The organism is Phenylobacterium sp. (assembly GCF_030646615.1).
Lineage (GTDB): Bacteria > Pseudomonadota > Alphaproteobacteria > Caulobacterales > Caulobacteraceae > Phenylobacterium.
In genome coordinates, this window is record NZ_JAUSLG010000002.1 from 35278 (window position 1) to 57542 (window position 22265).

General features: G+C 69.3%; 20 protein-coding genes. 14 read left to right on the top strand and 6 right to left on the bottom strand.

Annotated features, from left to right (window positions below):
• Positions 1 to 42: 42 nt before the first annotated feature.
• The 4 genes from Q7S93_RS00280 to Q7S93_RS00295 all read left to right on the top strand — a co-directional run bounded on the left by Q7S93_RS00280 (position 43) and on the right by Q7S93_RS00295 (position 5202).
• Positions 43 to 1668 (top strand): peptide ABC transporter substrate-binding protein, encoded by a 1626-nt coding sequence (locus tag Q7S93_RS00280; protein ID WP_304711499.1) that lies wholly within the window; start codon positions 43 to 45, stop codon positions 1666 to 1668.
• Between the two features lie 31 nt (positions 1669 to 1699).
• The gene (murJ, locus tag Q7S93_RS00285; RefSeq protein ID WP_370652029.1) at positions 1700 to 3385 is read left to right on the top strand and encodes a murein biosynthesis integral membrane protein MurJ; all 1686 of its coding nucleotides are present in this window, start codon (positions 1700 to 1702) and stop codon (positions 3383 to 3385) included.
• Between the two features lie 253 nt (positions 3386 to 3638).
• A complete protein-coding gene (gene trpS, locus Q7S93_RS00290) occupies positions 3639 to 4673 on the top strand; it encodes a tryptophan--tRNA ligase (RefSeq protein ID WP_304711500.1) in 1035 nt (344 codons plus the stop codon).
• A gap of 55 nt (positions 4674 to 4728) precedes the next feature.
• The gene (locus tag Q7S93_RS00295; RefSeq protein WP_304711501.1) at positions 4729 to 5202 is read left to right on the top strand and encodes a universal stress protein; all 474 of its coding nucleotides are present in this window, start codon (positions 4729 to 4731) and stop codon (positions 5200 to 5202) included.
• 3 nt (positions 5203 to 5205) lie between these two features.
• On the opposite strand, the gene Q7S93_RS00300 is transcribed toward Q7S93_RS00295, so the two are convergent.
• Complete coding sequence (locus Q7S93_RS00300) at positions 5206 to 5943, bottom strand: lysozyme inhibitor LprI family protein (protein ID WP_304711502.1); 738 nt, start codon at positions 5941 to 5943, stop codon at positions 5206 to 5208.
• Between the two features lie 99 nt (positions 5944 to 6042).
• On the opposite strand from Q7S93_RS00300, the gene Q7S93_RS00305 reads away from it, so the two are divergent.
• Positions 6043 to 6597: a GNAT family N-acetyltransferase gene (locus tag Q7S93_RS00305; RefSeq protein ID WP_304711503.1), complete on the top strand. Its 555-nt coding sequence runs from the start codon at positions 6043 to 6045 to the stop codon at positions 6595 to 6597.
• A 6-nt stretch (positions 6598 to 6603) separates the two neighbouring features.
• Here the strand turns inward: Q7S93_RS00305 and Q7S93_RS00310 are convergent, their stop codons facing one another.
• Complete coding sequence (locus Q7S93_RS00310; protein ID WP_304711504.1) at positions 6604 to 7443, bottom strand: LytTR family DNA-binding domain-containing protein; 840 nt, start codon at positions 7441 to 7443, stop codon at positions 6604 to 6606.
• Positions 7444 to 7531: 88 nt separating this feature from the next.
• Here Q7S93_RS00310 and Q7S93_RS00315 point away from each other — a divergent pair, with 88 nt between their 5' ends.
• From Q7S93_RS00315 to lpdA, 8 genes are all read left to right on the top strand, one after another.
• A complete protein-coding gene (locus tag Q7S93_RS00315; protein ID WP_304711506.1) occupies positions 7532 to 8092 on the top strand; it encodes a DUF2306 domain-containing protein in 561 nt (186 codons plus the stop codon).
• A 103-nt stretch (positions 8093 to 8195) separates the two neighbouring features.
• Positions 8196 to 9419 (top strand): ADP-forming succinate--CoA ligase subunit beta, encoded by a 1224-nt coding sequence (gene sucC / locus Q7S93_RS00320; protein ID WP_304711531.1) that lies wholly within the window; start codon positions 8196 to 8198, stop codon positions 9417 to 9419.
• The gene (gene sucD / locus Q7S93_RS00325) at positions 9419 to 10297 is read left to right on the top strand and encodes a succinate--CoA ligase subunit alpha (protein ID WP_304711508.1); all 879 of its coding nucleotides are present in this window, start codon (positions 9419 to 9421) and stop codon (positions 10295 to 10297) included. The genes sucC and sucD overlap by 1 nt, the downstream gene beginning before the upstream one ends.
• Positions 10298 to 10372: 75 nt before the next feature.
• Complete coding sequence (locus Q7S93_RS00330) at positions 10373 to 13324, top strand: 2-oxoglutarate dehydrogenase E1 component (protein WP_304711509.1); 2952 nt, start codon at positions 10373 to 10375, stop codon at positions 13322 to 13324.
• Between the two features lie 46 nt (positions 13325 to 13370).
• The gene (odhB, locus tag Q7S93_RS00335) at positions 13371 to 14606 is read left to right on the top strand and encodes a 2-oxoglutarate dehydrogenase complex dihydrolipoyllysine-residue succinyltransferase (protein ID WP_304711510.1); all 1236 of its coding nucleotides are present in this window, start codon (positions 13371 to 13373) and stop codon (positions 14604 to 14606) included.
• 48 nt (positions 14607 to 14654) lie between these two features.
• Positions 14655 to 14894, top strand: coding sequence for an antitoxin (locus Q7S93_RS00340; RefSeq protein ID WP_300573939.1), 240 nt, complete (start codon positions 14655 to 14657; stop codon positions 14892 to 14894).
• Positions 14891 to 15355: a PIN domain-containing protein gene (locus tag Q7S93_RS00345; protein WP_304711512.1), complete on the top strand. Its 465-nt coding sequence runs from the start codon at positions 14891 to 14893 to the stop codon at positions 15353 to 15355. Before Q7S93_RS00340 ends, Q7S93_RS00345 begins: the two co-directional genes overlap by 4 nt.
• Before the next feature lie 51 nt (positions 15356 to 15406).
• Positions 15407 to 16807: a dihydrolipoyl dehydrogenase gene (gene lpdA, locus Q7S93_RS00350; RefSeq protein ID WP_304711513.1), complete on the top strand. Its 1401-nt coding sequence runs from the start codon at positions 15407 to 15409 to the stop codon at positions 16805 to 16807.
• Between the two features lie 272 nt (positions 16808 to 17079).
• Here the strand turns inward: lpdA and Q7S93_RS00355 are convergent, their stop codons facing one another.
• The 4 genes from Q7S93_RS00355 to fsa are packed head-to-tail and all read right to left on the bottom strand — an operon-like array spanning position 17080 to position 19870.
• Positions 17080 to 17580, bottom strand: coding sequence for a GNAT family N-acetyltransferase (locus Q7S93_RS00355; RefSeq protein WP_304711514.1), 501 nt, complete (start codon positions 17578 to 17580; stop codon positions 17080 to 17082).
• A complete protein-coding gene (locus Q7S93_RS00360) occupies positions 17577 to 18515 on the bottom strand; it encodes a tyrosine recombinase XerC (protein WP_304711515.1) in 939 nt (312 codons plus the stop codon). The genes Q7S93_RS00355 and Q7S93_RS00360 overlap by 4 nt, the downstream gene beginning before the upstream one ends.
• On the bottom strand, positions 18512 to 19198 hold the full coding sequence (locus Q7S93_RS00365) for a DUF484 family protein (protein ID WP_304711516.1): 687 nt from the start codon (positions 19196 to 19198) through the stop codon (positions 18512 to 18514). The genes Q7S93_RS00360 and Q7S93_RS00365 overlap by 4 nt, the downstream gene beginning before the upstream one ends.
• Before the next feature lie 18 nt (positions 19199 to 19216).
• The gene (fsa, locus tag Q7S93_RS00370) at positions 19217 to 19870 is read right to left on the bottom strand and encodes a fructose-6-phosphate aldolase (RefSeq protein WP_304711517.1); all 654 of its coding nucleotides are present in this window, start codon (positions 19868 to 19870) and stop codon (positions 19217 to 19219) included.
• A 93-nt stretch (positions 19871 to 19963) separates the two neighbouring features.
• Here fsa and Q7S93_RS00375 point away from each other — a divergent pair, with 93 nt between their 5' ends.
• Positions 19964 to 22126, top strand: a complete 2163-nt coding sequence (locus Q7S93_RS00375) for a primosomal protein N' (protein ID WP_304711518.1) — start codon at positions 19964 to 19966, stop codon at positions 22124 to 22126.
• Positions 22127 to 22265 lie beyond the last annotated feature (139 nt).

The following is a 22265-nucleotide window of genomic DNA, read 5'->3' on the forward strand; positions in this document are numbered from 1 at the left end:
CCGTGCGCTTATGACCCCATGATGCTTCGGAGTCTTCGCCCCGTGTCGCTGCTGCGAGTGTTGGCGCCCCTGGCGGCCGCCCTGGTCCTGACCGCCTGCCAGGAGGGGCCGAGCCGTCCCGCCTGCCCGGCCGGCGAGACCTGCCTGGAGTTCGGCAACAATACCGAGCCGGCGACGCTGGATCCGCAGAAGAGCAATCTGGTCGACGAGTTCCAGGTGATCGGCGACCTCAATGTCGGCCTGACCACCGATGCGCCGGACGGCACGCCGATTCCGGCCCTGGCCGAACGCTGGGAGACCAGCGCCGACGGCCTGGTCTGGACCTTCCATCTGCGCGAGGCCCGCTGGTCCGATGGCGCGCCCATCACCGCGGGCGACTTCGTCTACGCCTACCGCCGGATCCTGGCCCCGGAGACGGCGTCCATCTACGCCTATCTGGTCTTCCTCTTGAAGAACGGCGCGGCGGTGAACGCCGGCGAGGCCGCGCCCGAGACCCTGGGGGTGCGGGCCATCGACCCGCGCACCCTGGAGCTCACCCTCGATCACCCGGCCCCCTACCTGCCGGAAATGCTCAAGCACCTCTCCTTCTTCCCCGTGCCGCAACATGTGGTCGAGAAGCTGGGCGACGCCTGGGTGCGGCCGGGGAACTATGTGAGCAGCGGGCCCTACCAGCTCGTCTCCTGGCGGCTGGGCGAATATATCGAGGTCCGGAAGAACCCCCAGTTCTGGGACGCCGAGCAGGTCTGCGTCGACACCATCCGCTACTATCCCACCCCGGACGCGGTGACCGCCGAGCGCCGGGTGGCGGCCGGCGAACTCGACATCAACACCGGCTTCCAGTCCAACCGCCTGGCCCGCATCGATGAGGCCATGCCGGGCTATGCGCGCACGCACATTTCCCTGGCCACCGCCTACCTCTCGTTCAACACCCGCGAGGTGGCCGCCTTCCGCGACGGCCGCGTGCGCAAGGCCCTGTCGGCGGCCGTGGACCGGGACTTCCTCACCGAAAAGCTGCTGCGCGCCGGCCAGGTCCCGGCCTATGCCTTCGTGCCCCCGGGCACGGCCAACTATGTGGAGGACGGCCCGAAGGCGAGCTTCGCCGGCCTGGACTTCGAGGCCCGCCAGGCCCTGGCCCGCGATCTGCTGGCGCAGGCGGGCTATACGCCCGAACGGCCGCTGGAGATCGAGATCAAGACCGGCAACACCCCGGACACGACGCTCATCGTCCAGGCCATCCAGGCCGACTGGCAGGCCATCGGGGTCAATGTGTCCCTGGTGCAGAACGAGGGCCAGATCGCGTTCGCCGCCTATCGCATGCGGGACTTCGATGTGGGCGCCATGAGCTGGTACGCCGACTATAACGACCCGCTGACCTTCCTGGAGCTTCTGAAGTCAGACACCGGGGCGCAGAACTATGGCGACTATTCCAACCTCCGCTATGACGCCCTGCTGGCGGCCGCCAACGCCGAGGCCGACCTTGCGGCCCGCGCCCGGATCCTCGCCCAGGCCGAGGCCCTGATGCTGGCCGAGGACGCCCTCGCGCCGATCTATTTCGTGGTCAACAAGGCCCTGGTGGCGCCCCGCGTGACCGGCTGGGTCGACAATATCGCCAACTTCCACCGCAGCCGCTGGCTGTGCGTGGAAGGCGCCGGGCAGGGCGGCGCTTGACCCCCGTCCCCCGGCGCCTCAAAGGCCCGGCGTGAGCCAGACCCCGCCCACCGATTCCGCGCGAGACGTCGCCGCCCCCGGCGAGCCTGCGCCCGCGCCGCCGCCGGCCCCCCGCCGCGGGGGCATGCTGCGCTCATCAGTGATTTTTGCGGCGCTCACCCTGTTCAGCCGGGTGCTGGGCCTGGCCCGGGACCTGGTGGTCACCGCCAAGCTGGGCGCCAGCCTGACCATCGCCGCCGACGCCTATTATACGGCGCTGGCCTTTCCCAACCTGTTCCGCCGGATCTTCGCCGAGGGCGCCTTCGCCGCCGCCTTCGTGCCCGGCTACGCCAAGCGGCTGGAGGGGGAGGGCGAGGCTGTCGCCAACCAGTATGCGGCCGACGCCGCCGCCGGCCTGGCGGTGGTCACCGTCGCCCTGACCCTGGCGGCCCAGGCGGCCATGCCGTGGCTGATGTACGTCATCAATCCCGGCTATGTGGACGATCCCGACAAGTTCCGGCTGGCGGTGATCCTGACCCAGATCACCATGCCCTACCTGCCCTGCATGGCCATCGCGGCCCTGTTCTCCGGCGTGCTGAATGCGCATGGCCGGTTCATCGTCTCGGGCTTCTATCCGACCATATTGAACGTGGTCATGCTGGCCGTGGTCTGGCCGCAGGGGGACGCCATCACCGCGGCCTATGCGGCCTCGGTCGGCGTCGTCGTGGCCGGGGTCGGCCAGGCGGCCCTGGTCATCTGGGCGGCGCGGCGGGCCGGCGCCCGGGTGCGCTTCGTGCGGCCGCGGCTGACGCCGGACATGAAGGCCCTGGTGCGGCTGGCCATTCCTGCGGCCATCGCCAACAGCGCCACCCAGATCAACATCTTCGTCTCCGGCATCCTGGCCTCGCAGGTGGCCGGCGCCCGGGTCTGGCTGAACGTCGCCGACCGGCTCTATCAGCTGCCCATGAGCCTGGTGGGGGTGGCCATCGGGGTGGCGCTCCTGCCGCGGCTGTCCCAGTCCCTGCGCCGGGGGGACGCCGCCGACGCCAAGCTGGTCATGGACCAGGGCCTGGTGTTTGGCCTGGCGCTCAGCCTGCCGGCGGCGGCCGCCCTGGTGGCCATGCCGGTCTATCTGATCGATGGGCTGTTCACCCGCGGCGCCTTCGTCTTCGCCGACGCCGCAGCGGCCGGCGCCCTCTTGTTCCACTATGGCTGGGGGACGCCGGCCTTCGTCCTGCAGCGCATCCTGCAGCCGGCCTTCTTCGCCCGCGACGACACCAAGACGCCCATGCGCTTCGCCCTGATCTCGGTGGGGGTGAATATCGTGGCCGGTGTGGCCCTGTTCTTCGTGATCGGCGTGCCCGGCATCGCCGCGGCCACCAGCCTGGCGGCCTGGATCGCGGTGATCCAGATGCTGCTGGCCCTCTGGCGCCGCGGCGACTACCGCCCCTCGGCGCTGGTGATCTCCAAGATCGTCCGGGTCTCCGCCGCCAGCCTGGTCATGGGGGCTGTGCTGGCCTTCGCGGCCATGAACCGGGCGGCCATCGAGGGGGTGATCGCGGGCCTCGGCCTGCCGTTCATCGGCGCCAAGGAGATCGGCGTCCTGGCGCTTTCGGCGGCCGGCATGGCCCTCTACGGCCTGCTCGTCCTGGTCTTCGGCGGCGTGACCCGGGCGGAGCTTCGGGCCGCCATGACCCGCCGCAACGGGACACCGGGCGCGCCCGTGGATCTGACCTAGGTCCTTTCGCGCCTTCCTCCGCTTCCCTCGGGCTTGACCCGACCAAGACGGGGACGTGAGGAGCGTGAGAGGGGCGCGGCCTTCCAGGCTTGCCACCGGCCCCTGGCCCGACTATGCGCATCGGCATGGCTTTTCCGGCTCGGAACTCCTGGCGATGGCGCCGCGCGTCCTGAACGCCCCGTCCTAGGGGGCGCAAGCCTCTGCGCGCCTTGGCGCGCGTCTTCACACTCCGCTCGAAGTCGAAGCCGATCCCATGACCGACCAAGTCCCCCCCGCCTATCGCGGCCCCCAGCGCGTGCTCTCCGGCGTCCAGCCGTCGGGCGCCCTGCATCTGGGCAACTATCTGGGCGCGCTCGTAAAGTTCGCCCGCCTGCAGCACGAGATGGACACCTTCATCTTCGTCGCCGACCTGCACGCCATCACCGTCTGGCAGGACCCGGCCCTGCTGGCGAACCAGGTGCGCGAGATCACCGCAGCCTATCTGGCCGCCGGCCTCGATCCGGACAAGGCGACCATCTTTCCGCAATCTGCCGTGCCGGCGCACGCCGAGCTCGGCTGGATCTTCAACTGCGTGGCCCGGGTCGGCTGGCTCGACCGGATGACCCAGTTCAAGGAGAAGTCGGGCAAGCACAAGGAGCGCGCCAGCGTCGGCCTCTATACCTATCCGGTGCTGCAGGCCGCCGACATCCTGCTCTACAAGGCGACCCACGTGCCGGTGGGCGACGACCAGCGCCAGCACCTTGAGCTGACCCGCGACATCGCCGCCAAGTTCAACCACGACTTCGACGCGCCGGACTTCTTCCCCCTGCCCGACGCCCTGACCCAGGGCCCCGGCTCGCGGATCATGTCGCTGCGGGACGGAACGGCGAAGATGTCCAAGTCCGACCCGTCGGACAATTCGCGGCTGAACCTGCTGGATGACGAGGACGCCATCGCCCAGAAGGTGCGCAAGGCCAAGACCGATCCTGAGCCCCTGCCCGAAACCCTCGACGAGCTGAAGGGCCGGCCGGAGGCCGAGAACCTGATCGGCATCTATGCGGCCCTGGATAACCGCGCCGCCGCCGAGGTGCTGAGCGAATTCGCCGGCCAGGGCTTTGGCGCCTTCAAGCCGAAGCTGGCCGATCTGGCGGTGGCCAGGCTTGGCCCTGTGGGCGCGCAGATGCACCGGCTGATGGCCGATCCGGGCGAGATCGACGCGGTCCTGGCCAAGGGCGCCGAACGGGCGCGGGCGGCGGCGGCCCCGACCCTGGCGGAGGTGCGGGCCAAGGTGGGCTTCTGGGGCGCCTGAGGCCCCGCCCCTCGGCCCTCTTGCCCAAATCCCGCCGCCGGGCCAACGTCGGCCCATGAGTCAGCGCAAGTTCCTCGTCATCGCCGACGACACGCCCGAGTTCCAGACCGCCCTGCGGTTCGCCTGCCGCCGCGCCCGCTCCACCGGCGGCCACCTGGCCATGCTGCGGGTGATCGAGCCGGCGGTCTTCGAGCACTGGTCAGGGGTCCGCGAGGAGATCGAGCGTCAGGCGAGAGCCGAGGCCGAGGCCTTCCTGCAGAAGATGGCCGAGTTCGTCATCGCCGAGACCGGGGCGGCCCCGGAATTCATCATCGTCAACGCCGAGAGCGCCCGTCAGGCCCTGCGCAGCGTCATCGCCGACGACCCGGACATCAAGATCCTGGTCCTGGGCGCGGCGCCCCACGGCCGGGGGCCGGGCCCCCTGGTCTCCTCCATCGCCAAGGAGGGGATCCGCTGGGGCGGGCGCAACCTGCCGGTCACCGTGGTGCCGGGCGAGCTGACCGACGCGGAAATCGCCGACCTGGCCTGATCCCTACCAGGGCGACGGCCAGGGTGGGGCCTCCGGGGGCGGGGCCACATCGGCCTGGGCCTGCAGCTCGGCGATGCGCGCCTCATAGACCTCGGCCACAGCCTCAGGGGCGGCGAAGGCGGCGTCCTCCCGGGCGCGCAGCCAGCGCCGCTGCTGCCGCTCCAGCCGCCAGTCGGGCACGCCGGCGTCCAGGGCCTGCTGGTAGGCGGCGTTCAGCCGCTGGTCGGCGGCGGCCAGGGCCGGATCGGCGCAGACCACCCGCTCGCCCTGGCTGCGGGCGCGACGGCAGTCGAAGCTGGGGGCGAAGGTCAGGTTGGCCGGCTGGCGCAGGGCCTGCCGCTCAGGCGACGCCATTTCCGGCGACGCCTCGGCCAGGGCGATCTCCGGCGGCGGCTCATAGACGGGTGGCGGATTGTGCGGCGCAGCCAACGCCATGTCCTCGGGCAGGACGTCCAGGGCCGTCCCAGGCGCCACCGCGCCGGCGGGCGGCGGGGCGGGCTGGTCGGCGACCTCGATATCCAGGGTCTGCGCCCCCTCCGGCGCCATGTCGGGCAGGTCATCGCCCAGGGTGAGGCCCAGGGCGGCGACGCCGAACACGACGGCGACGAGGCCGCCTGCGATCCACAGGCCCCGGCGCCTGGGGGGTGGGGCCAAGGGCGCGATCGGCTCGATCCGCAGGTCGGCGGCGTCCGGATCTGCGCCAGGCTTGCGGGGGGCGGGGTCGAAGGAGTCGAGGTTCATGGGCCTATCGGGCTTGGAATATGCGGACCTGTATCGACAAGCCTCAGCCCATAGGCCTGAATTGCGGCTGAACGATGCGACCGGGGCGGGAGACTGATCATGACCATGACCGACAGCGCGGCCCTGGGGCCGACCCTGGAGACCGAGCGGCTGATCCTGCGCCCGCCGGCCATGGCCGACTTCGAGCCCTGGTGCGCCTTCTCCGCCGACGAGGAGGCGGCCCGCTATATCGGCGGGCCGATGAATCCGGCCCAGGTCTGGCGCTCCATGATGATGATCGCCGGGTCCTGGGCGCTGGAGGGCTTTTCCATGTTCTCGGTGATCGAGAAGGAGAGCGGCCGCTGGATCGGCCGGCTGGGGCCCTGGCGGCCCCATGGCTGGCCCGGGACCGAGGTGGGCTGGGGGATCATCCGCGACTGCTGGGGCCGGGGCTATGCGCCGGAGGGGGCGACCGCGGCCATGGACTGGGCCTTTGACCATCTGGGCTGGGACGAGGTGATCCACACCATCGAGGCCGCCAATCACAATTCCCAGTCGGTGGCCCGGCGCCTGGGCTCGGCGGTCCTGCGCCAGGCCCGCCTGCCCCTGCCCATGGACGTCGATGTCGATGTGTGGGGCCAGAGCCGCGCGGCCTGGCGCGCCCGGCGGAGTTAGGGCGCCCTAGTACCAGCCGGCCGCCCGCAGCTGGCGGGCATAGGTGCGGCTGACCGGGACCTCGACCCCGTCCTTCAGGGTCAGGACCGCGCGGCCGTCGCCGCGACGGACATCTTCGATGGCGCCCCGGGCCACCCACCAGGAGCGGTGCACCTGGGCGCCCTCCAGGCCCTCCAGCTCCTCGACCGCATCCCCCAGGCGCATGAGGATCAGGTCCTGGCCCCGGGAGGTGTGCAGGCGCAGATAGTGATCCTCCGCCTCTATGGCGTGCAGCTCGGCGCCCCGCAGCCGCGGGGGCAGGCGGTCCAGGAACCGCACCGGCCGCGGCGGCGGCGGGACGGCGCTGAGCCTGCGCATGGCCTGCCGGCGGCTTTCGACCAGGGTGTTGAGCGCCGTCATGGCCAGGGCCAGGACGAAGACGCTGCCGAACAGATAGGGCAGGCCGCCCCAGGGGATCTGGCGGCCGAAGGCGAGCCCGTTCGCGACCCAGACCAGACCGGTGAAGGGTCCGGCCATGGCCAGGGCGGCCAGGAGCGAGCGGAGCCAGAGCCGAGGCGCCGCGGCGCCTGTGATCTCGTCATGGGGAAAGAGGGCGCGGACGACGAAGCCGCCCCAGAGGGCGCCGATCGCCATCATCGGCAGCCAGTAGGCCAGCCGCAGACCGAGGGCGGCGTCCCGGTCGACGAAGGCCCCCGACAGGGCGAGGAAGCCCCCGACCGCCAGGGCGATGGCGAGCCCCCTTAGCCAGCCGGTCAGGTCCTCATAGGGACCCCAGGCCAGGGGGCGGCGCGCCGCCGACGTTTCGCCAGCCGTGGCGCGTGGCGGTTCACGACGACGGGACGTCATTCGGCGAAACCACGCTGGCTTCATCTCCGGCCCCACCCTTGTCTTGCGCCCAGAACGCGGCCCCGCCGCAAGGCCCAGGAGATACCCCATGTCGCTCGCCCCGCAAGACGCTGTCCCTCAGAGGCGGCGCCCCGCCTGGACCTTCGGCCGCGGCTTTGCGCTCAGCATGGTGGTGGTGGCCGCCGTCCTGGGTGCGGCGCTTTGGCGGACCTGGCCGGCCATGCTGGGACAGCTGGCCGATGTGCGGCCCCATGCCCCGGACCTCGCCCTGCTGGCGGGCCTGTCGCCGGTCATCAAGGTCCACCTCTATACGGCCCTGGCCGCCCTGGGGCTCGGCGCGGGGCTGATGGCGGCGCGGAAGGGGCGGGTCTTTCACCGAACCGCCGGCTGGATCTGGGTGGCCCTGGTGATGACCACGGCGATCTCCACCCTGTTCATCACCAGCCTGACCCCCGGACGCTGGTCGCTGATCCATCTGTTCACCGGCTGGACCCTGATCATCCTGCCGCTGGCGGTGATCTGGGCGAAGCGCCGCGAGGTGGCGCGCCACAGGCGGGCGATGATGGGCCTGTTCTATGGCGCCTTTGCGATCAATCTGATCATCGCCTTCATTCCCGGCCGCACCATGTGGAGCCTATTCTTTGGCTAGGCAGGCCTCGTAACTTTGGTGATGGCGTTACGCCGGGTTAGCGGGTTGCCACGCTGGGAGGCGGCGCCTATAAGCCCGAGAACTCGCCGGTCTGGGCGAGACGATTTCAGCGACAAATCGCGGCCTCATGAACATTCACGAGCATCAAGCCAAAGCCGTCCTCGCAGAGTTCGGCGTGGCGGTCCCGCGCGGCTACGCCGCCCACACCGTCGAAGAGGCCGCCCAGGCCGCCGAGCAGCTGGGAGGCCCGGTCTGGGTCGTCAAATCCCAGATCCACGCCGGCGGCCGCGGCAAGGGCCGGTTCGAGGGCCTTGGCCCCGACGCCAAGGGCGGCGTCCGGGTGGTCAAGTCCGCCGCCGATGTGAAGTCCAACGCCCAAGAGATGCTCGGCCGTGTGCTGGTGACGCACCAGACCGGCGCCAAGGGCAAGCAGGTCAACCGCCTCTATATCGAGGAAGGCGCGGCCATCGCCCGGGAGCTCTACCTCTCCCTGCTGGTCGATCGCGACACCAGCCGGGTCTCGGTGGTCGCCTCCACCGAAGGCGGCATGGACATCGAAGAGGTCGCCGCCTCGACCCCTGAAAAGATCATCAGCTTCTCCATCGACCCGGCCACCGGCGTCTTCCCGCATCATGGGCGGAGCCTGGCCAAGTCGCTTGGCCTGACCGGCGGTCTGGCCAAGGAAGCCGCCACCCTGCTCGGCCAGCTCTATGCGGCGTTCCTCGCCAAGGACATGGAGATGCTCGAGATCAACCCGCTGATCGTCACCGAGGACGATCACCTGCGGGTGCTGGACGCCAAGGTCAGCTTCGACGGCAACGCGCTCTATCGCCACCCCGACATCGTGGCGCTGCGCGACACCAGCGAAGAGGACGACAAGGAGATCGAGGCGTCCAAGTACGACCTCTCCTATATCGCCCTCGATGGTGAGATCGGCTGCATGGTCAATGGCGCGGGCCTGGCCATGGCGACCATGGACATCATCAAGCTCTATGGCGCCGAGCCGGCCAACTTCCTGGACGTGGGCGGCGGCGCCACCAAGGAGAAGGTCATCGCGGCCTTCAAGATCATCACCGCCGATCCCAGCGTGAAGGGGATCCTGGTCAATATCTTCGGCGGCATCATGCGCTGCGACATCATCGCCGAGGGCGTGGTCGAGGCGGTGAAGGAAGTCGGCCTGCAGGTGCCCCTGGTGGTTCGCCTGGAAGGCACCAATGTCGAGCTCGGCAAGCAGATCATCGCCGAGAGCGGGCTGAACGTCGTGTCCGCCAATGATCTGTCGGACGGCGCGGAAAAAATCGTCAAGGCCGTTCGGGGAGCCGCTTAATGTCCATCCTCATCGGAAAAGAAACCCGCGTCATCTGCCAGGGCATCACCGGCAGCCAGGGCACGTTCCACTCCGAACAGGCCATCGCCTATGGCACCAAGATGGTCGGCGGCGTGACGCCCGGTAAGGGCGGCACGACCCATATCGGCCTGCCGGTGTTCGACACCGTCAGCGAGGCGGTCAGCCAGACCGGCGCCGAGGCCAGCGTGATCTATGTGCCGCCGCCGTTCGCCGCGGACTCGATCCTCGAGGCCATCCAGGCCGAAATCCCCCTGATCATCTGCATCACCGAGGGCATCCCGGTGGCCGACATGGTCAAGGTCAAGCGCGCCCTGTCGGGCTCCAAGTCCCGCCTGATCGGCCCCAACTGCCCCGGCGTGCTCACGCCGGACGAGTGCAAGATCGGCATCATGCCGGGAAATATCTTCAAGCGCGGCTCGGTGGGTGTTGTCTCCCGCTCCGGCACGCTTACCTACGAAGCTGTGTTTCAGACCACGCAGGTGGGCTTGGGCCAGACCACGGCCGTCGGCATCGGCGGCGACCCGGTCAAGGGCACCGAGTTCATCGACGTGCTTCAGATGTTCCTCGACGACGACGAGACCGAGTCGATCATCATGATCGGCGAGATCGGCGGCGCAGCCGAGGAAGCGGCGGCGGAATTCATCAAGAATTCACCAAAGAAGAAGCCTATGGTCGGATTCATCGCGGGACGCACCGCCCCCCCCGGGCGGCGGATGGGTCACGCGGGCGCAATCATCTCGGGTGGCAAGGGCGGCGCCGAGGACAAGATCGCAGCGATGGAAGATGCGGGCATCCGCGTCTCGCCTTCGCCCGCGAAACTTGGCGAAACCCTGCTCCAGGTGCTCAAGGGCGCCTGACACAATCAAGCGTATGGCGGTCCGCCGTCGGCTCCTCTCACCAAGAAGCTTCGCGGGCCGTCTGGAAGCGGAAGCATGGCGGACGACGCAGGTCTGATTAACGAGGTTCTCGCCGAGACTTCGTTCCTTTATGGCGGCAACCTGGCCTTCGTAGAGGACCTCTACGCCCGGTGGGCGGAGAACCCCGGCTCGGTGGAGCCTTCGTGGCGGGCCTTCTTCGCCTCGCTCCACGAGCGGGCCGAGGAGATCAAGCAGGCGGCCGCCAAGCCCGGCTGGGTCCGCCCCGACGCGCCCGCCGCGCGGCCCGACTGGCTCTCGGCCCTGGACGGGCTGTGGCCCGCCGTCGAGGCCAAGCTGGAAAAGAAGGTCGCCGAGCGCACGCCGGCCGCCTCCACCGACGCGGTCCGCGCCGCCACGCTGGATTCCCTGCGCGCCATCATGATGATCCGGGCCTACCGGATGCGCGGCCATCTGCGGGCCAATCTCGACCCCCTGGGCATCGCCATCGTCCCCGGCGACGCCAGCGAGCTGGATCCGGCCAGCTACGGCTTCACCGAGGCCGACTTCGACCGGCCGATCTTCCTGGACTATGTGCTGGGGCTCGAGACCTCCACGATCCGGGAAATCCTCGACATCCTGCGGCGCACCTACTGCGGCGACCTGGGCGTGCAGTACATGCACATCTCCGATCCGCACCAGAAGGCCTGGATGCAGGAGCGGATCGAGGGCCGCGACAAGGAGATCGAGTTCACCGAGAAGGGCAAGATCGCCATTCTCAAGAAGCTGATCGAGGCCGAGGGCTTCGAGCGCTTCCTGCATCGCCGCTTCCCTGGCACCAAGCGCTTCGGCCTGGACGGCGGCGAGGCCATGGTCCCGGCCATGGAGCAGATCATCAAGCGCGGCGGGGCGCTGGGTGTACGCGACATCGTGCTGGGCATGCCCCACCGGGGTCGCCTGAACGTGCTGGCCGCGGTGATGGGCAAGCCCTACCGCGTGATCTTCCACGAATTCCAGGGCGGCTCGTCCCTGCCCACCGACATCGAGGGCTCGGGCGACGTCAAGTATCATCTGGGCGCCTCGTCCGACCGCAGCTTCGACGGCAATTCGGTCCACCTGTCACTGACGGCCAATCCCAGCCACCTGGAGATCGTCAACCCGGTGGTGATCGGTAAGGCCCGCGCCAAGCAGGCCTTCACCCTGCGGGAGAATCCCGAGGCCGGCCGCGGCCATGTGCTGCCCCTGCTGCTGCATGGCGACGCCGCCTTCGCCGGCCAGGGCGTGGTGGCCGAGTGTTTCGCGCTCTCAGGCCTCAAGGGCTATGGGGTCGGCGGTTCGATCCACTTCATCGTCAACAACCAGATCGGTTTCACCACCAGCCCGAAGAACAGCCGGTCTTCGCCCTACCCCTCCGACGTCGCCCTGATGGTCGAGGCGCCGATCTTCCACGTGAACGGGGACGACCCCGAGGCCGTGGTCTTCGCCGCCAAGGTGGCCACCGAGTTCCGCCAGCAGTTTGGCAAGGACGTGGTCATCGACATGTTCTGCTATCGGCGGTTTGGTCACAACGAGGGTGACGACCCGACGATGACCCAGCCCCTGATGTACGCCAAGATCAAGGGCCACCCCTCGACCCGGGAAATCTACACCCAGCGCCTGATCGACGAGAAGGTCGTCACGACCGAGGAAGTGGACGCCTGGATCGCCGAATTCGCCGACTTCCTCGACAAGGAATTCGACGCCGGCAAGGACTACAAGGCCAACAAGGCCGACTGGCTGGACGGCAAGTGGTCGGGCCTGACCCTGCCCACCACCGAGGACCGCCGCGGCGACACCGCCGTGCCGCTGCAGAAGCTGCTGGACCTCGGCCGCAAGATCACCGCCACGCCGGAACGGATCGCCGTCCACAAGACCGTGGCCCGGGTGCTGCAGACGCGGCGCGACGCCATCGAAAGCGGCGAAGGCCTGGACTGGGCCACCGCCGAGCACCTGGCCTTCGCCGCCCTGCTGGACGAGGGCTATCCGGTGCGCCTGTCGGGCCAGGACAGCGCCCGGGGCACCTTCACCCAGCGCCACTCGGCCCTGATCGACCAGAAGACCGAGGAAACCTACTTCCCGCTGCGCAACCTCTCGCCGACCCAGGCCCATTTCGAGGTGCTGGATTCGGCCCTGTCGGAAGAGGCGGTGCTCGGCTTCGAATACGGCTTCTCCCTGGCCGAGCCCCGGACCCTGACCCTGTGGGAGGCCCAGTTCGGGGACTTCACCAACGGCGCCCAGGTGGTCATCGACCAGTTCATCTCCTCGGGCGAACGCAAGTGGCTGCGGATGAGCGGCCTCGTGATGCTGCTGCCCCACGGCTATGAGGGCCAGGGTCCGGAGCATTCGTCGGCTAGGCTCGAGCGGTTCCTGCAGTCCTGCGCCGAGGACAATATGCAGGTGGCCAACTGCACCACCCCGGCCAACTATTTCCACATCCTGCGCCGCCAGCTGCTGCGGGAGTTCCGCAAGCCGCTGATCCTGATGACGCCCAAGAGCCTGCTGCGTCACAAGAAGGCCGTCTCGCGCCTCACCGACATGTCGGAGGGCTCGTCCTTCCACCGGGTGCTGCTGGACGACGCCGAGCGGGGCGAGAACACCACGGTCAGCCTGGTTCCCGACGACAGGATCCGTCGGGTCATCCTGTGCTCGGGCAAGGTCTATTACGATCTGCTCGAGGCCCGCGAGGCCAAGGGGATCAACGACGTCTACATCCTGCGGCTGGAGCAGTTCTATCCCTGGCCGGTGAAGTCCCTGTCCAACGAGCTCAAGCGCTTCAAGGACGCCGAGCTGGTCTGGTGCCAGGAAGAGCCCAAGAATATGGGCGGCTGGACCTTCGTCGATCCGTGGCTGGAGCTGACCCTGGAGCGCCTGAACCTCAAGACCCGCCGCGCCCGCTATGTGGGCCGTCCGGCCTCGGCCTCGACGGCCGCGGGCCTGATGAGCCGCCACCTGGCCGAGCTTGAAACCTTCCTCAACGAAGCCTTCGCCTAAGGCGTCGTCCGCCTAAAGAACTGAATAAGAACAGGAATCTACCACTATGGCCGACATCATGACCCCCGCCCTTGGCGAGTCCGTCACCGAGGCGACGGTGGCGCGCTGGACCAAGAAGGCAGGCGATGCCGTCCGTAAGGACGAGATCCTGGTGGAGCTGGAGACCGACAAGGTCAGCCTGGAAGTCGCCGCCCCGTCCGACGGCGTGCTGAGCGAGATCCTGGCCGGCGAAGGCGACACGGTCGAGCCGGGCACGGTGCTGGGCAAGATGTCCGAGGGTGGCGCGGCCGCCGCGCCCGCCAAGGCCGAAGACGCGCCCAAGGCTGAGGCCCCCAAGGCTGAAGCCGCCCCCGAACCCAAGGCCGAGGCGCCCAAGCCTGCCGCCCAGCCCGAGGTCATGACGAGCAAGCCCGCAGCCCCCTCGGCCCAGCGGATCGCCACGGAAAACAGCCTCGACCTCTCCAAGGTCGGCGGCTCAGGCAAGGACGGCCGGGTGACCAAGGGCGACGCCATCGCCGCCCTGGAGGCCCGCGCCAATGCGCCGGCTCCAGCCGCGGCGCCCGCCGCGCCCCGGGAGCTGCATGAGCGCGAGGAGCGGGTCCGCATGACCCGCCTGCGCCAGACCATCGCGCGCCGCCTGAAGGAGGCGCAGAACAACGCCGCCATGCTCACCACCTTCAACGAGGTGGACATGAGCGCGGTCATGGCCCTGCGCACCGAATACAAGGACGTGTTCGAGAAGCGCCACGGGGTCCGCCTGGGCTTTATGAGCTTCTTCGTGAAGGCCTGTATCGCGGCCCTGAAGCAGGTGCCCGACGTCAATGCCGAGATCGACGGCCAGGACATCATCTACAAGAACCACTACGACATCGGCGTGGCGGTCGGCACCGAGAAGGGCCTGGTGGTCCCGGTCATCCGCGACGCCGACGATATGAGCCTGGCCGGGGTCGAGAAGGCCATCGGCGCCATGGGCAAGAAGGCCCGCGACGGCCAGCTGGCCCTGGACGACCTGCAGGGCGGCACCTTCACCATCTCCAACGGCGGGGTCTATGGCTCGCTGATGTCCACCCCGATCCTGAACGCCCCCCAGTCGGGCATCCTGGGCATGCACAAGATCCAGGAGCGTCCCATGGTCGTGAAGGGCCAGGTGGTGGTCCGCCCGATGATGTATCTGGCGCTGTCCTACGACCACCGCGTGGTGGACGGCCAGGGCGCGGTGACCTTCCTGGTGAAGGTCAAGGACGCCATCGAAGATCCCCAGCGCCTGCTGCTGGACCTCTAGTCCAGGCGAGCGCTTGTCTGGAGTAGATACGGGGCGTATATACGTTCTATGTCGGACCTTCGTGCGAAGATTTTCACCCATGGCGGCAGCCAGGCTGTGCGGCTTCCCAAGGCGTTTCGCTTCGACGCCTCGGAGGTTCGTATCCGCAAGGAGGGTCAACGAGTGATTTTGGAGCCGATCCAGACGGATTGGGCCGCCGTCTGGCGCGACATAGACGACATCACCGACGCGCCCTTTCCCGACCGCGCGGAGCAACTGCTCCCGCGCGAGATCGATTTCGACGAATGAGCATCAGCCTCGATACGAACGCTGCGATCGAGATCATCCGCGGGCGGCTGCCGCATTTCAGAGACTGCCTGGCGCAAGTCGACCGGGAGGGACGAGGCCTGCATCTCTCCCCCATCGTTTTCCACGAGCTCATGTACGGCGCCCATAGGAGCGACCGGCCCGTCCATCACATGGCGCAGGTCGATCGCCTGGCGTCTCAGATGACGTTGGAAAGCTGGACGCCAGAGGACGGCCTCGCGGCCGCCCGCCTTCGCGCGGAGCTTCGCCTCTCGGGCCTGAGCATCGGCAGCTTTGACGTCCTCATCGCGGGTCAGGCTCTCAATCGAGGCTGGACCGTGGTCACCGCCAACATCCGTGAGTTCATTCGCGTGAAGGGGCTCCCTCTAGAGGACTGGTCCGACCCTGCCGGACCCGTACGCTTCCTGGGAGGCGATCTCTCACTACGCCGCCCTCGCCCCTGAATCTTCGCCCTATCCTCGTTACTGACCCTCTGACCAACGGATCCTAGTCCCATGTCCCAATACGACGTCGTCATCATCGGGGGCGGCCCCGGCGGATACAATGCGGCCATCCGAGCCGGACAGCTGGGCCTGAAGGTCGCCTGCGTCGAGAAGCGCGAGACCCTGGGGGGCACCTGCCTGAATGTGGGCTGCATGCCGTCCAAGGCCCTGCTGCACGCCTCGGAAATGTATGACGCCGCCGTGGGCAAGGACTTCGCCACCCTCGGCATCGAGGTGAAGCCCAAGCTGAACCTGTCGCAGATGATGGCCCAGAAGGCCGACTCGGTGACCCAGCTGACCAAGGGCATCGAATTCCTGTTCAAGAAGAACAAGGCCGACTGGATCAAGGGCGCCGGCAAGATCACCGGCCCCGGCAAGGTCGAGGTCACCGCCGCCGACGGTTCGGTCCAGACCCTGGACGCCAAGAACATCGTCATCGCCACCGGCTCGGAGCCGACCCCGCTGCCCGGCGTGACCATCGACCAGAAGCGCATCGTCGATTCCACCGGCGCCCTGTCCCTGCCGGAAGTGCCCAAGAAGCTGATCGTGGTCGGCGCCGGCATCATCGGCCTGGAGCTGGGCTCGGTCTGGCGCCGCCTGGGCGCCGAGGTGACCGTGGTGGAGTTCCTCGACCGCATTACGCCGGGCATGGACACCGAGACGGCCAAGACCTTCCAGCGGTCCCTGACCAAGCAGGGGATCGTCTTCAAGCTGGGCGCCAAGGTGACCGGCGCTGCGACCTCCAAGTCCGGGGTCAAGCTCACGGTCGAGCCCGTGGCCGGCGGCGAGGCTGAGACGCTGGAGGCCGACTACGTCCTGGTGGCCATCGGCCGACGGCCCTACACCGAAGGCCTGGGCCTGGAGAGCGTCGGCGTCACGCCGGACAAGCGCGGGGTCATCGAGACCGATCACTTCAAGACCTCGGCGCAGGGCGTCTGGGCCATCGGCGACGCCATCCATGGCCCCATGCTGGCCCACAAGGCCGAGGAAGACGCCGTGGCCTGCATCGAGCTGATCGCCGGCAAGGCTGGTCATGTGGACTATAATCTGGTGCCCAGCGTGGTCTACACCGCCCCGGAAGTGGCCTGGGTCGGCAAGACCGAGGAGCAGCTGAAGGAGGTCGGCGTGGCCTACAAGGTCGGCAAGTTCCCCTTCACCGCCAACAGCCGGGCCAAGATCAACCACGAGACCGACGGCTTCGCCAAGGTCCTGGCCGACGCCAAGACCGACGAGATCCTCGGCGTCCATATTGTCGGGCCGCAGGCTGGCGAGATGATCGGCGAATATTGCGTGGCCATGGCCTTCAAGGCCGCCAGCGAGGACATCGCCCGCATCTGCCACCCGCACCCCACCCGCTCCGAAGCCGGCCGCCAGGCCGCCATGGGCGTCGAAGGCTGGACCATGCAGGCCTAGGCCCTGCGTTCTTCGAGGCTCGCTGGCGCTCGCACCTCAGGATGAGGGCGGTGGGTTGGCGGGCCTCAGTCCGTCCTCATCCTGAGGCCCCTGCGCAAGCAAGGCCTCGAAGGACGAGGGCGGTCGCTGGGCGGTGTTCCACATTATCTCTCATCTTGGTCGGGCTTGACCCGACCATCCATGAACACCGCGATAGGCCGGTGCGCATGGGCCCTCGGGTCCAGCCCAAGGGTGACGGAAAACAATCGGGATGAGGGCTGGGCCCGTCGGGCTCAGCTTGCCTGGGCCAGGGCCTCGGCTTCCAGCACCAGCACGTATTCCTCGACCTCTTCCCCGCGACCGGGGGCGAAGGCCCTGGCCTGGCCGCGGATGGCGAAGCCGGCGTGCTGCAGCACCTTGATCGAGGCGATATTGTCCTTGGCCACCCGGGCCTGGACGGGACGGACCTCCACCTGCTCCAGGAAGGCGGTGAGGGCGCCGGTGGCCACCCCATGGCCCCACCAGGGCTTGCCCACCCAATAGGAGATCGACGGCGCCCCATAGGGCGCTTCGTTGATGATGTGGCCGGCCACGTCGCCCGCCACCACGATGGTTCGCGCGGCGACGCCCGGCGTCTTCAGCAGACGGTCCCAGCGGGCCATGAAGGCGGCGCGGTCCTCGGGATCAGCGGCGCCGAAGGCGGCCATGCGGTTGGCGCTCTTGTCCCGCTGCTGCTCGAAGAAGATCGGCAGGTCGGCGGATGTGACGGATCGCAGTCGGATCGGGCAGGTCATGCGTGGGGGTGAGCCTTGGCGTAGGCGGCGAGCAGCCGCTGGGCGTCCACCTCGGTGTAACGTTGGGTGGTGGACAGCGACGCGTGGCCTAACAGGTCCTGAATAGAACGCAAGTCGGCGCCCGCCCCCAGGAGGTGGGTCGCGAAGGAATGACGCAGGGCGTGCGGCGTGGCGCTGTCGGGCAGGCCGAGCCGGCCGCGCAGGATCTGCATGCTGGCCTGCACGTGCCGCGGGCTGAGCGGTCCGCCTCGCCGGGCGCGGAACAGGGGCTCATCGCCCGCCAGCACGAAGGGCAGGTCGGCCAGATAGGCCTCGATCGCCGCGCTCACCGCCGGCAGCACCGGGACCAGGCGGGTCTTGCCGCCCTTGCCGGTAATCCGCAGGGTTTGCCCCAGGGGCGCGTCGCTGCGGCGCAGGGACAGGGCCTCGGAAATCCGCAGGCCGCAACCATAGAGCAGGGTGAAGACGGCGGCGTCCCGGCTGGCCTCCCAGGGGTCCAGGTCGGCGTTGAGGCCCGGCTCGGCGATGAGGCCGAAGGCCTGGTCCTCGCTGATCGGCCGCGGGGCGCCGGGCTTGACCCGGGGGCCGCGCACCAGGGTGACCGCCGCGTTGGCGACGCCGAGCCTTCGATCGAGAAACCTGTGGAAACCTCGCACGGCCGACAGGGCCTGGGACAGGGAGCGCGGCGACAGGGGATGATCACCCTGGCGCAGATAGGCCAGCCAGGCGCGCAGCTCAGCGGTCTCGATTCCCGCCAGGTGGGCGATGGTCAGGGGACCGCCGCGGTGCTTTTCCAGAAAGGCCACATAGCGACGACCGGCCGCCCCATAGGCCTCCAGGGTGCGGGGCGAGGCCCGCCGCTCCTGGGCCAGGTGAGCGAGCCAGGCCTGAACCGCCTGCACGGCCTCGGCCTGCTGGCCCGGCAGGGCGCTCACAGGACCGGCCAACGCTCCGCCGTGCGCTCGATCACCCGGGCCAGGAAGGCCACCAGCTCGGCGCCCATGTCTTCGGTGAAGCCTTCGGGATCGGACGAGCCGAAGGCTACGATGCCCTCCCGGGCCGGCTCCCACATGGCCAGGCGCACCAGGGCCATGGACTTCACGTCCCCGGCCCGGTCGCCGAACAGGCCGAGCGCCGGGGCCCAGAAGCCCATGCGGGTCAGTTTCTGATGCCCGCCCAGGATCATGTCCACCTGGCCCTCCACCAGGGGCCGCCAGCCGGCCGGGGTGCGCTCAGGCCCTTCCAGGGCCACGACGCCGCTGCACAGGGCGAAGCGCAGCTGGGCCAGGTCGTCCACCCGGCGGGCCAGATCGGCGTGGTTGCGGGCCTCCAGCAGGTCGATGACGGCGCCGTGGGTGTGGGCCTGGGCGGCGAAATTGGCCCGGGCCGTGGATTCCAGCCGCCGCCGCACGGCCGATTCCTTGCGGTGGGCCGCATGGACCCGGGCCAGGGCGGCCGGCCCGAAGGCCACCACATTGTCCGGCAACGTCTGCAGGCCGAGCTGGGCCAGCAGGTCGGGATCGTCCAGCAGGACGGCGGGGTTTTCCAGCAGGAAGCGGCGCACCTCGTCCTTGGCCTCGTGGGCGCTCATCGCCCCGTCGATGCTGGTCCCGTCCATGCGCGCCGTCCCTTAGGTTCAGAGGATCGACTGGCCGGTCTTGGCCCAGTCGCTCATGAACTGATCAAGACCCTTCTCGGTTAACGGGTGCTTGAACAGGTCGAGGAAGACTGACGGCGGAATGGTCGCGCAATCGGCGCCGGCCAGGGCCGAGGCGGTGACATGGGCCGGATGGCGCACCGAGGCGGCGAGAATCTCGGTGTCGAAATCATAGTTGTCGTAGATGGCGCGGATCTCGGCGATCAGCTCCATGCCGTCGGCCCCATGGTCGTCCAGGCGGCCGATGAAGGGCGAGATGTAGGTGGCGCCCGCCTTGGCGGCCATCAGGGCCTGGGCGGCGGAGAAGCACAGGGTGACGTTGGTCTGGATTCCCTCGCGGGACAGCTCGCCGGTGGCGGTGAGCCCGGCCCGGGTCAGGGGCAGCTTGACCACCACATTGGGGGCCACGCCGGCCAGCTTGCGGCCCTCGGCCAGCATGGCCTCGACCTCGATGGCGGCGACCTCGGCGCTCACCGGCCCCTCGACGAGGTCGCAAATCTCAGCGATGACCTCCAGCATGGGACGGCCCGACTTGGCGATCAGCGACGGATTGGTGGTGACGCCGTCCACCAGTCCGGTGGAGGCCAGGTCCTTCAGGACGGCCGTGTCGGTGGTGTCGAGAAAGATCTGCATGGCCTGGGCCTCCCTGCGCAGTGGATGGCGGTGTGTAGCGCCTGCGCGGGGTCCTCGCCACCCTGAGCGCGTGACAGTTTCTGGGCTCCGGCCGTGAGCCGCATCGCCTCGGTCCTGCTGCCCATGCCCCTGCCGGAGGCCTTCGACTACGCCGAGCCCGAGGGCATGGGGCTGCAGGTGGGTGACCAGGTGGCCGCCCCACTGGGTCCCCGCACCCTGCGCGGCGTCGTCACCGCCCTGCGCGACGCCGTCGGCGGCAACCGGCCGCTCAAGCCCCTGGAATCACGGCTGGCCGACCCGCCCCTGCCGCCGAGGACCCTGGAGTTCATCCAGTGGGCCGCCCGCTACGCCGTCGATGCGCCGGGCCAGCCCCTGGCCATCGCCCTGCGCGGCGCCCGCGCGCCGAAGGCCCGGCCGGAAAAACAGGTGATCGCCACCGGAACCGCGCCTTCCCGCCTGACCCCGGCCCGGGACAGGGTGCTGGCCGCCCTGGCGGGCTTTTCCGGCGCGCCCGCCGACCTCGCCCGCCGGGCCGAGGTGTCGGCCGGCGTGGTCAAGGGGCTGATCGACGAGGGCGTGCTCGCCGTCCGCCTGGCGCTGGCCCCCGTCGCCTTCCCGGCCCCTGATCTCTCCCGCCCCCGAAGCCCGCTCAATCCCAGCCAGGCGGCGGCGGCCCAGGCGCTCACCGCCATGATGGCTGAGGGAGGCTTCAACGTCGCCCTGCTGGACGGGGTGACCGGTTCGGGCAAGACCGAGGTCTATCTGGAGGCCGTGGCCGCGGCCCTGGCCGCCGACCCCTCAGCCCAGGTGCTGGTGCTGCTGCCGGAGATTGCGCTGACCCAGGCGGTGCTGGCCCGTTTCGCCGAGCGGTTCGGGGCCATGCCGGCCGAATGGCATTCCGGCGTCGCCCCGCCAGCCCGGCGCTGGGTCTGGGAAGCGGTGGCCACCGGCGCCTGCCCCATCGTGGTCGGCGCCCGCTCGGCCCTGTTCCTGCCGTTCGTGAACCTCAAGCTGATCGTGGTGGACGAGGAGCACGACACCTCGTTCAAGCAGGAGGAGGGCTTCATCTACCAGGCCCGGGACCTGGCCGTGGTGCGCGGCAAGATGGAGGCGGCCGCCGTCGTCCTGGCCTCGGCCACGCCGTCGCTGGAATCCCTGCGCAACGCCGAGACCGGCCGCTATCGCTGGCTGCGGCTGTCGGCCCGCCATGGCGCCGCCGTGCTGCCGCAGATCGAGCTGATCGACCTGCGGGCGGTTCCCCTGGAGCATGGCCGCTGGCTCTCGCCGCCCCTGGTGGAGGCGGTGGGCGAGACCCTGGCCCGGGGGGAGCAGGCGCTCCTGTTCCTCAACCGTCGGGGCTATGCGCCCCTGGTGCTCTGCCGGGCCTGCGGCGAGCGGCTGACCGCGCCCGACACCGATTCCTGGCTGGTGGAGCATCGCTATACCGGCCGGCTGGTCTGCCACCTCACGGGCTTCTCCATGGCCAAGCCCAAGGCCTGTCCCCATTGCGGGGCCATCGACAGCCTGGTCTCGGTGGGCCCCGGCGTGGAACGGGTGGAGGAGGAGGCCCGCGCCCTGTTCCCGCAGGCGAAGATCGCGGTGTTTTCCTCCGACACGGTGTTCGACGCCCAGGCCGCCCGGCGGCTGGTGGAGTCCATGGCCGCCGGCGAGATCGACATCCTGGTGGCCACCCAGGCTGCGGCCAAGGGTCACAACTTCCCCAACCTGACCCTGGTCGGCGTCGTGGACGCAGATCTTGGCCTGCGGGGCGGGGACCTTAGGGCGGCCGAGCGGACCTATCAGCTGCTGGCCCAGGCCACGGGCCGGGCGGGCCGCCACGACCGGCCGGGCCGCGCCCTGCTGCAGACCTATGCGCCGGATCATGCGGTGATGCAGGCCCTGGCCGCCCAGGACCGGGACGCCTTCGTGGCCGCCGAGATGGCCGAGCGGGAGTTGGCCGGCCTGCCGCCCTTTGGCCGCCTGGGCGCGGTGATCGTCTCGGCTGAAAATCCCCAGGCCCTGGAGGCCTTTGTCCAGGTCATGGCCGCCAGCGCCCCCAACGCCGAGGGGGTGGAGGTCTATGGCCCGGCCGACGCGCCCCTGGCCCTGATCCGCGGGCGGCGGCGCAAGCGGTTCCTGGTGCGGGCCGATCGCAATGTGGACATCTCGGCCTATCTGGCGGCCTGGCGCGCGCGGGTGAAGCCGCCAGGCTCGGTGCGGGTGGCCATCGATGTGGACCCCTACAGCTTCCTCTGAGCGCTCTTTCCCCGAGCGCCCCCCGAGCGCCCTTTTCTCTAGGTGCTCTGGGCGCCGGGCGAGCCGGACCAGTCGTCGGGTCGCCGACGGACTCCCTGTGTCTGGCGCTGTAGGCCTGATAGGGTCCCAATTCCCTCCC

Bases quoted from the DNA above. Each gene is read 5' to 3' on its own strand.
- fsa (WP_304711517.1), bottom strand. From the start codon at position 19,870: ATGCAGATCTTTCTCGACACCACCGACACGGCCGTCCTGAAGGACCTG.
- Q7S93_RS00295 (WP_304711501.1), top strand. From the start codon at position 4,729: ATGAGTCAGCGCAAGTTCCTCGTCATCGCCGACGACACGCCCGAGTTC.
- Q7S93_RS00365 (WP_304711516.1), bottom strand. From the start codon at position 19,198: ATGGACGGGACCAGCATCGACGGGGCGATGAGCGCCCACGAGGCCAAG.
- Q7S93_RS00310 (WP_304711504.1), bottom strand. From the start codon at position 7,443: ATGACGTCCCGTCGTCGTGAACCGCCACGCGCCACGGCTGGCGAAACG.
- Q7S93_RS00300 (WP_304711502.1), bottom strand. From the start codon at position 5,943: ATGAACCTCGACTCCTTCGACCCCGCCCCCCGCAAGCCTGGCGCAGAT.
- trpS (WP_304711500.1), top strand. From the start codon at position 3,639: ATGACCGACCAAGTCCCCCCCGCCTATCGCGGCCCCCAGCGCGTGCTC.
- Q7S93_RS00315 (WP_304711506.1), top strand. From the start codon at position 7,532: ATGTCGCTCGCCCCGCAAGACGCTGTCCCTCAGAGGCGGCGCCCCGCC.
- Q7S93_RS00330 (WP_304711509.1), top strand. From the start codon at position 10,373: ATGGCGGACGACGCAGGTCTGATTAACGAGGTTCTCGCCGAGACTTCG.
- lpdA (WP_304711513.1), top strand. From the start codon at position 15,407: ATGTCCCAATACGACGTCGTCATCATCGGGGGCGGCCCCGGCGGATAC.
- Q7S93_RS00305 (WP_304711503.1), top strand. From the start codon at position 6,043: ATGACCATGACCGACAGCGCGGCCCTGGGGCCGACCCTGGAGACCGAG.
- odhB (WP_304711510.1), top strand. From the start codon at position 13,371: ATGGCCGACATCATGACCCCCGCCCTTGGCGAGTCCGTCACCGAGGCG.
- Q7S93_RS00345 (WP_304711512.1), top strand. From the start codon at position 14,891: ATGAGCATCAGCCTCGATACGAACGCTGCGATCGAGATCATCCGCGGG.
- sucD (WP_304711508.1), top strand. From the start codon at position 9,419: ATGTCCATCCTCATCGGAAAAGAAACCCGCGTCATCTGCCAGGGCATC.
- Q7S93_RS00340 (WP_300573939.1), top strand. From the start codon at position 14,655: ATGTCGGACCTTCGTGCGAAGATTTTCACCCATGGCGGCAGCCAGGCT.
- Q7S93_RS00355 (WP_304711514.1), bottom strand. From the start codon at position 17,580: ATGACCTGCCCGATCCGACTGCGATCCGTCACATCCGCCGACCTGCCG.